This is a genomic window from Kineococcus haloalkalitolerans (genome assembly GCF_050871905.1).
GTDB lineage: Bacteria > Actinomycetota > Actinomycetes > Actinomycetales > Kineococcaceae > Kineococcus.
The window spans coordinates 1-6364 of sequence record NZ_JBJLSH010000085.1; the positions used below are offsets into that span (position 1 = coordinate 1).

General features: G+C 72.9%; 6 protein-coding genes and 1 tRNA gene. 6 read left to right on the forward strand and 1 reads right to left on the reverse strand.

Annotated elements, in window-relative coordinates; genetic code table 11:
* Positions 1-43: 43 nt before the first annotated feature.
* Positions 44-117, reverse strand: a tRNA-Leu gene (locus tag ACRYMY_RS19305).
* A gap of 82 nt (positions 118-199) precedes the next feature.
* On the opposite strand from ACRYMY_RS19305, the gene ACRYMY_RS19310 reads away from it, so the two are divergent.
* The 6 genes from ACRYMY_RS19310 (at position 200) to ACRYMY_RS19335 (ending at position 6239) form a co-directional block, all read left to right on the forward strand.
* Positions 200-826 (forward strand): ANTAR domain-containing response regulator, encoded by a 627-nt coding sequence (locus tag ACRYMY_RS19310; protein WP_369052205.1) that lies wholly within the window; start codon positions 200-202, stop codon positions 824-826.
* Between the two features lie 334 nt (positions 827-1160).
* Complete coding sequence (locus ACRYMY_RS19315) at positions 1161-2333, forward strand: branched-chain amino acid ABC transporter substrate-binding protein (protein WP_432548838.1); 1173 nt, start codon at positions 1161-1163, stop codon at positions 2331-2333.
* Between the two features lie 145 nt (positions 2334-2478).
* A complete protein-coding gene (locus ACRYMY_RS19320; protein WP_432548839.1) occupies positions 2479-3462 on the forward strand; it encodes a branched-chain amino acid ABC transporter permease in 984 nt (327 codons plus the stop codon).
* Positions 3459-4619 (forward strand): branched-chain amino acid ABC transporter permease, encoded by a 1161-nt coding sequence (locus ACRYMY_RS19325; RefSeq protein WP_432548840.1) that lies wholly within the window; start codon positions 3459-3461, stop codon positions 4617-4619. The genes ACRYMY_RS19320 and ACRYMY_RS19325 overlap by 4 nt, the downstream gene beginning before the upstream one ends.
* A gap of 61 nt (positions 4620-4680) precedes the next feature.
* A complete protein-coding gene (locus ACRYMY_RS19330) occupies positions 4681-5487 on the forward strand; it encodes an ABC transporter ATP-binding protein (protein WP_432548842.1) in 807 nt (268 codons plus the stop codon).
* On the forward strand, positions 5484-6239 hold the full coding sequence (locus tag ACRYMY_RS19335; protein WP_432548841.1) for an ABC transporter ATP-binding protein: 756 nt from the start codon (positions 5484-5486) through the stop codon (positions 6237-6239). Before ACRYMY_RS19330 ends, ACRYMY_RS19335 begins: the two co-directional genes overlap by 4 nt.
* The last annotated feature ends 125 nt before the right edge of the window (positions 6240-6364 follow it).

Consider the following 6364-nt stretch of genomic DNA (forward strand, 5'->3'; position numbering starts at 1 on the left):
GAGGGGGGACGGACCGGACGGTCCGTCCCCCCTCGCGCGCGGGTGCCCTGGGTGGGATTCGAACCCACACTGGATCGAGTTTGAGTCGACTGCCTCTGCCGGTTGGGCTACCAGGGCGCGGCGGCGTCACCCTAGCAACCGGGCGGGCGGCCACCGGTCGTGGGACGGGACACCCCCCGGCCGGGGCACGGCGTCTAGGATGACGCCCGTGACGAACACTGCCGACACCGCTGCCAGCGCCCCCACGACCACCCGCCGCGTGGTCGTGGCGGAGGACGAGGCGATCATCCGCCTCGACATCGTGGAGATGCTGCGCGAGGCGGGGTACGACGTCGTCGGCGAGGCCGGCGACGGCGAGCAGGCCGTCGCGCTGGCCGAGGAGCACAAGCCCGACCTGGTCGTCATGGACATCAAGATGCCGGTGCTGGACGGCATCTCGGCCGCCGAGCGCATCGTGCGCGCGCGCATCGCGCCCGTCGTGCTGCTGACGGCGTTCTCCCAGGCCGAGCTGGTGGAGCGGGCGCGCGACGCGGGGGCGATGGCCTACGTCGTCAAGCCGTTCACGTCCGCCGACCTGCTGCCCGCCGTGGAGATCGCCGTCAGCCGGCACCAGCAGATCATGGCGCTGGAGGACGAGGTCGCCGACCTCGCGGACCGCTTCGAGACCCGCAAGCTCGTCGACCGCGCCAAGTCGAAGCTGCAGACGCAGTTCGGGATGACCGAGCCCGAGGCGTTCCGCTGGATCCAGAAGACCTCGATGGACAAGCGCCTGACGATGCGCGAGGTCGCCACCACCGTCATCAGCGCCGGCGACGACCGCTCCTGAGTCCCGCCCCGGCGGCCCGGCCGGGCGCGCCGGGCCGCCGCGCGACGCACCGCGACACACCGCACGCACCCGCTGACGAGGACGTCCGGGGGTGCGGGCACGCCCGTCCGCGTCCCGGCACGCAGCGTCGCCGACGACGTGCGGGTTGTCGGAACGACCACCCGCACGGGCGGGCGCTGGTCGATCTGTGTAACAGACCGGTGAACAACCTCCACGGTTCACCTCCCGGACGGCCGCCCCTCCTCTACTGTTCCCCCGGTCCCGCCCCTGCGCGCAGGGGCGGACGGGGACGTGCGCTCGCGCGTCCGTGCGACACCACCAGGAGGACTCGCCCGTGCGCTCCATCGTCAAGCTCGCGACCCCCGTCGCGGCGGCCGCCCTGCTCCTGACCGCTTGCGGCGGCACCACCGGAACCGGCACCGAGGGCGGCACGGAGGCCGCCGGCGGCGGTGCCGCCGGGGAGTGCCCCGACGGCGTGAGCATCGGCTTCTTCGGCGCCCTCACGGGCCCGAACGCCAACCTCGGCGTGAACATCAAGAACGGCGTGCAGCTGGCCGTGGACCAGCACAACGCCGAGGACGGCGCCTGCCAGGTCAGCATCACCGACTACGACTCCCAGGGCCTGCCCGAGCAGGCGACCGGCCTCGCGACCCAGGCCGTCAGCGACGAGGCCGTCCTCGGCGTCGTCGGTCCCGCCTTCTCCGGCGAGTCCCGCGTCGCCGGTCCCATCTTCGACGAGGCCGGGCTGGTGTCCATCACCCCGTCGGCGACGAACCCCGCGCTGGCCGAGAACGGCTGGTCGACGTTCTTCCGCGTGCTGGGCAACGACGCGTCGCAGGGCCCGGCGGCGGCGACCTACCTGACCGACGTGCTGGGCGCGCAGAGCGTCTTCGTCATCGACGACGCCTCCGAGTACGGCAAGGGGCTGGCCGACATCGTCCGCGAGGACCTGGGCGCGGCGAACACGGGCAACGACACCGTGCAGAGCGGGCAGACGGACTTCTCCGCCACCGTGGCGGCCATCCGCGCGGCGAACCCGGACGCGGTGTTCTTCGGCGGGTACTACCCCGAGGCGGGCCTGCTGCTGCGCCAGATGCGCGAGGGCGGCCTGCAGACCCCGTTCGTCACCGACGACGGCGCCAAGGACGACGGCCTGCTCGACGCCGCGGGCGCCGAGAACGCCGAGGGCGCCATCATCACCTGCCCGTGCCTGCCGCCGGAGGAGGCGGAGGGCACCTTCGCCGCCGACTACGAGGCCGAGTTCGGCACCGCGCCGGCCACGTACTCCGCCGAGGGCTTCGACGCCGCGACGATCCTGCTGGCCGGCATCGCCGAGGGGAACTACGACCGCGAGTCGCTGCTGGAGTTCGTCGGTTCCTACGAGGGGCCCGGCGTGACGAAGCAGCTGTCCTTCGACGAGCAGGGCGAGCCCGCCGACGTCGTCGTGTGGAGCTACAAGGTCACCGACGGAGCGATCGTCGCCGACCAGGAGATCCCCGCCTCCTGAGGACCGGCCCGGGGCCGGGGCGCCGCGCGCGCCCCGGCCCCGCGCCACGTCCAGAACCTCCCGCTGTCCCCGCAGCCCCACCTCCACCGGGTCCCGGTGCCCCGCCCGCGGCGGGGACCGCGGCCCCCGCACCCCCGGCGGTCCCGTGAGTCTCGCAACGTTCGTCGACCTGACCTTCACCGGTCTGGTCGTGGGGTCCATCTACGGCCTCTTCGCCCTCGGGTACACCCTCGTCTACGGTGTGCTCCGCCTCATCAACTTCGCCCACTCCGAGGTCTTCATGTGGGGCAGCTTCGCCGCGGTCTGGGTGATGCTGCTGTTCAACGCCCGCCAGGGGATGCCGCTGCCGGCGGCGATCGGCCTGCTGCTGGTGGCGCTGCTGGCCGCCATGCTGGTCAGCGGCGGGATCGCCCTCGTGCTGGAGCGGGTGGCCTACCGGCGCCTGCGGGAGAAGAACGCCCCGCCCCTGGTGGCCCTCATCTCCGCGATCGGCGCCTCGTTCGTGCTGGCCGAGCTGATGGGCCTGCGCGACCGGATCGCCGGCTGGCTCGGTCTGGACGGCGTGCTGGCCGAGTTCGTGCGCCAGGCCCGGCAGAACGCGCCCTTCGTCAACCCGCTGCCCAGCGTCCCGCTGTTCGAGGTCGCCGGGTACACGGTGCGCAGCACGCAGCTCATCGTGCTCGTCGCGGCGCTGCTGATGATGCTGGCCCTGGACCAGTTCGTGCGCCGCTCCCGGCTGGGCCGCGGCGTGCGCGCCGTCTCGCAGGACCCGGAGGCCGCCGCCCTCATGGGCGTCAACAAGGACCGGGTCATCCAGCTGACGTTCCTGCTGGGCGGGCTGATGGCCGGTGCGGCGGCGCTGCTGTACCTCATGCACATCCCCGTGACCCGCTTCAACGTCGGCTTCGTCCTGGGCATCAAGGCGTTCACGGCCGCGGTGCTCGGGGGCATCGGCAACATCCGCGGCGCCCTGCTCGGCGGCCTGGTGCTGGGGCTGGCGGAGAACTACGGCTCCAACCTGTTCGGCTCGTCCTGGAAGGACGTCGTCTCCTTCGTCCTGCTCATCGTCGTCCTGCTGTTCCGGCCCACCGGGCTGCTGGGCGAGTCCCTCGGGAAGGCCCGCGCATGAGCACCACCGCGAAGAGCGCGCCCGCGGGGCGCGGCACCGGTCCCCGGCGCGGCCTCGGCGAGCGGCTCAGCGCCCTGCCCCGGCCCGTGAAGGTGGTGCTGTGGGTCGCGCTCGCGCTCGTCTTCTACGCGCTGCCGCTGCTGAACCCGCCGCTGCTGTCGACGCCGAACTCCGACTTCGGCTCGGTCATGTTCCTGGTGGCCGCCTACGGGCTGGTCGCGCTGGGCCTGAACATCGTCCTCGGGTACGCCGGCCTGCTCGACCTGGGGTACGTCGGCTTCTTCGCCGTCGGCGCCTACACGGTGGCCGTCGTGGGCACGATGTCCGGCCGGGTGCCGTTCGTCGTGCTGCTCGTGCTGGCGGTGACCGTGTCCACGGCCTCCGGGCTGCTGCTGGGCTGGCCGACGCTGCGCGTGCGCGGGGACTACCTGGCGATCGTCACGCTCGGCTTCGGCGAGATCATCCGCCTGGTGGCGCTGAACTCCGAGTTCCTCAACCAGGCCCAGGGCTTCAGCGGCATCCCGCGCCCGCCGAGCATCGGGCTGTTCGAGGTCCCGCAGCTGCAGTGGGACGGCTGGGTGTCCTACGTGGACTTCGGCAACACGTCGACGTTCCTGGAGTTCGGCCTGCTCGACGGGGTGCCGTACTACTGGCTGGCGCTGACGGTCATCATCCTCGTGCTGATCGGCGACGTGCTGCTGCAGGACAGCCGGGTCGGCCGCGCGTGGGAGGCGACCCGCGAGGACGAGGAGGCCGCCGAGCTCAACGGCGTGCCGACGTTCCGCTTCAAGCTGCTGGCGTTCGCGATGGGCGCCTTCATCGGCGGCCTGTCCGGCGGGCTGTTCGCCTCGCGGCAGGGGGCCATCAACCCCGAGACGTTCATCATCCAGCTGTCGATCCTCTTCCTCGCGGCCGTGGTCGTGGGCGGGCAGGGCAACCGCTGGGGCGTGCTGGTCGGTGCGGCGGTGGTGGCGTACCTGCCCGAGCGCTTCCGCGAGTTCGCCGAGTTCCGGGTGCTCGTGTTCGGGCTGCTCCTGCTGCTGCTGGCCAACTTCCGGCCGCAGGGCGTGCTGCCCCCGCGCCGGGCGCGGCGGGCCAAGCGCGTGAACGAGCAGCTGCAGACGCTGGAGGGGACGGAGGAGGGCGCTCGTGCCTGACACGACGACGACCGCTCCCGGTGCGGGCACCGCGCCGGGCGAGCACGACGTGCTGCTGCGGATGGAGGACGTCACGCTGCGCTTCGGCGGCGTGGTCGCCCTGGACGGGGTGTCCTTCGACATCCGCCGCGGGGAGATCCTGGGCCTCATCGGCCCGAACGGGGCCGGCAAGACGACGTGCTTCAACGCGCTGACGGGGGTCTACCAGCCCACCCAGGGCCGCGTCGTCTTCGACGGCCAGCCCCTGGGGCGGCGCAAGCGCTACCAGATCAACCGTCTCGGCATCGCCCGCACGTTCCAGAACATCCGCCTGTTCGGCAACATGACGGCGCGCGAGAACGTGCTCGTCGGCGCGGACTCGCACCACCGCTCCGGGGTGCTCTCGTCGCTGTTCCGCCTGCCGCGGCACCGGCGCGAGACCGCGGAGGGGGACCGGCTGGCCGACGAGCTGCTGGAGCTGATGGACCTCGGTCACCGCGCCGACGACCTGGCGCGCAACCTGTCCTACGGCGAGCAGCGGCGGCTGGAGATCGCCCGCGCGCTGGCCACCCGGCCCAAGCTGCTGTGCCTGGACGAGCCGGCGGCCGGGTTCAACCCGGTGGAGAAGCAGCGGCTGATGGACCTCATCCGCCGCGTGCGCGACCTGGGCAACACCGTGCTGCTCATCGAGCACGACATGCGCCTGGTCATGGGCGTCACCGACCGCATCGTGGTGCTGGAGTTCGGCAAGAAGATCGCCGAGGGCAGCCCGGCGCAGGTGCGCGACGACCCGGCCGTCATCGCCGCCTACCTGGGCGTCGACGAGGAGGAGACCGCGGACGACCCCGGGACGGTCGCGGAGATCGACGAGCTGCGGGGAGAGCTGTGAGCACGCCGACGAGCGCCCGCACGCTGGGCGAGGAGCAGCTGCGGGTCGAGGACCTCAGCGTCAACTACGGGCGCATCGAGGCCATCCGCGACGTGTCGTTCTCGGTGCCGGCCGGCGGCATCGCGACCCTCATCGGCGCCAACGGCGCGGGCAAGACCACCACCCTGAAGACGATCTCGGGCCTGCGCAGCGTGCGCGCCGGGCGCATCCTCTTCGAGGGGGAGGACATCACCCGGGTGCCCTCCCACAAGCTCGTCCAGCGCGGCCTGTGCCAGGCGCCGGAGGGGCGGGGCACCTTCCCCGGCATGAGCGTGCTGGAGAACCTCGACATGGGTGCCTACACGCGCAAGGACCGGCGCAGCGCCGCCTACCGGGCGGACCTGGACCGCGTGTTCGGCCTCTTCCCGCGCCTGGCCGAGCGCCGCTCGCAGCCGGCGGGGACGATGTCCGGCGGCGAGCAGCAGATGCTGGCCATCGGGCGCGCGCTCATGTCGCGTCCGCGGGTGCTGCTGCTGGACGAGCCGTCCATGGGGCTGGCGCCCAAGCTCATCCAGCAGATCTTCGCGATCGTGCGGGAGATCAACGCCCAGGGCACGACGGTGCTGCTCGTGGAGCAGAACGCCGCGCAGGCGCTGCGCACGGCCGACGTGGCCTACGTCCTGGAGACCGGCACCGTGGTGCGCCACGGCACGGGCGCCGAGCTGGCGGCCGACGACTCCATCCGGGCGGCCTACCTGGGCGGGGACGTCTAGGCCACGTCGGGACGACGTCCCGGCGAGCGGTGGGGGGGGGGGGGGGGGGGCGGCGCCGGCCCGGCCCCCCGCCCCCCGCGCGGGCGCGCCCCCGCCCCCCCCACCCGCGCTCTAGAGACCACACA

Excerpts from the sequence above, each read along its gene's own strand:
- ACRYMY_RS19310 (WP_369052205.1), top strand. The coding sequence starts at position 200 with ATGACGCCCGTGACGAACACTGCCGACACCGCTGCCAGCGCCCCCACG.
- ACRYMY_RS19325 (WP_432548840.1), top strand. The coding sequence starts at position 3,459 with ATGAGCACCACCGCGAAGAGCGCGCCCGCGGGGCGCGGCACCGGTCCC.
- ACRYMY_RS19330 (WP_432548842.1), top strand. The coding sequence starts at position 4,681 with ATGGAGGACGTCACGCTGCGCTTCGGCGGCGTGGTCGCCCTGGACGGG.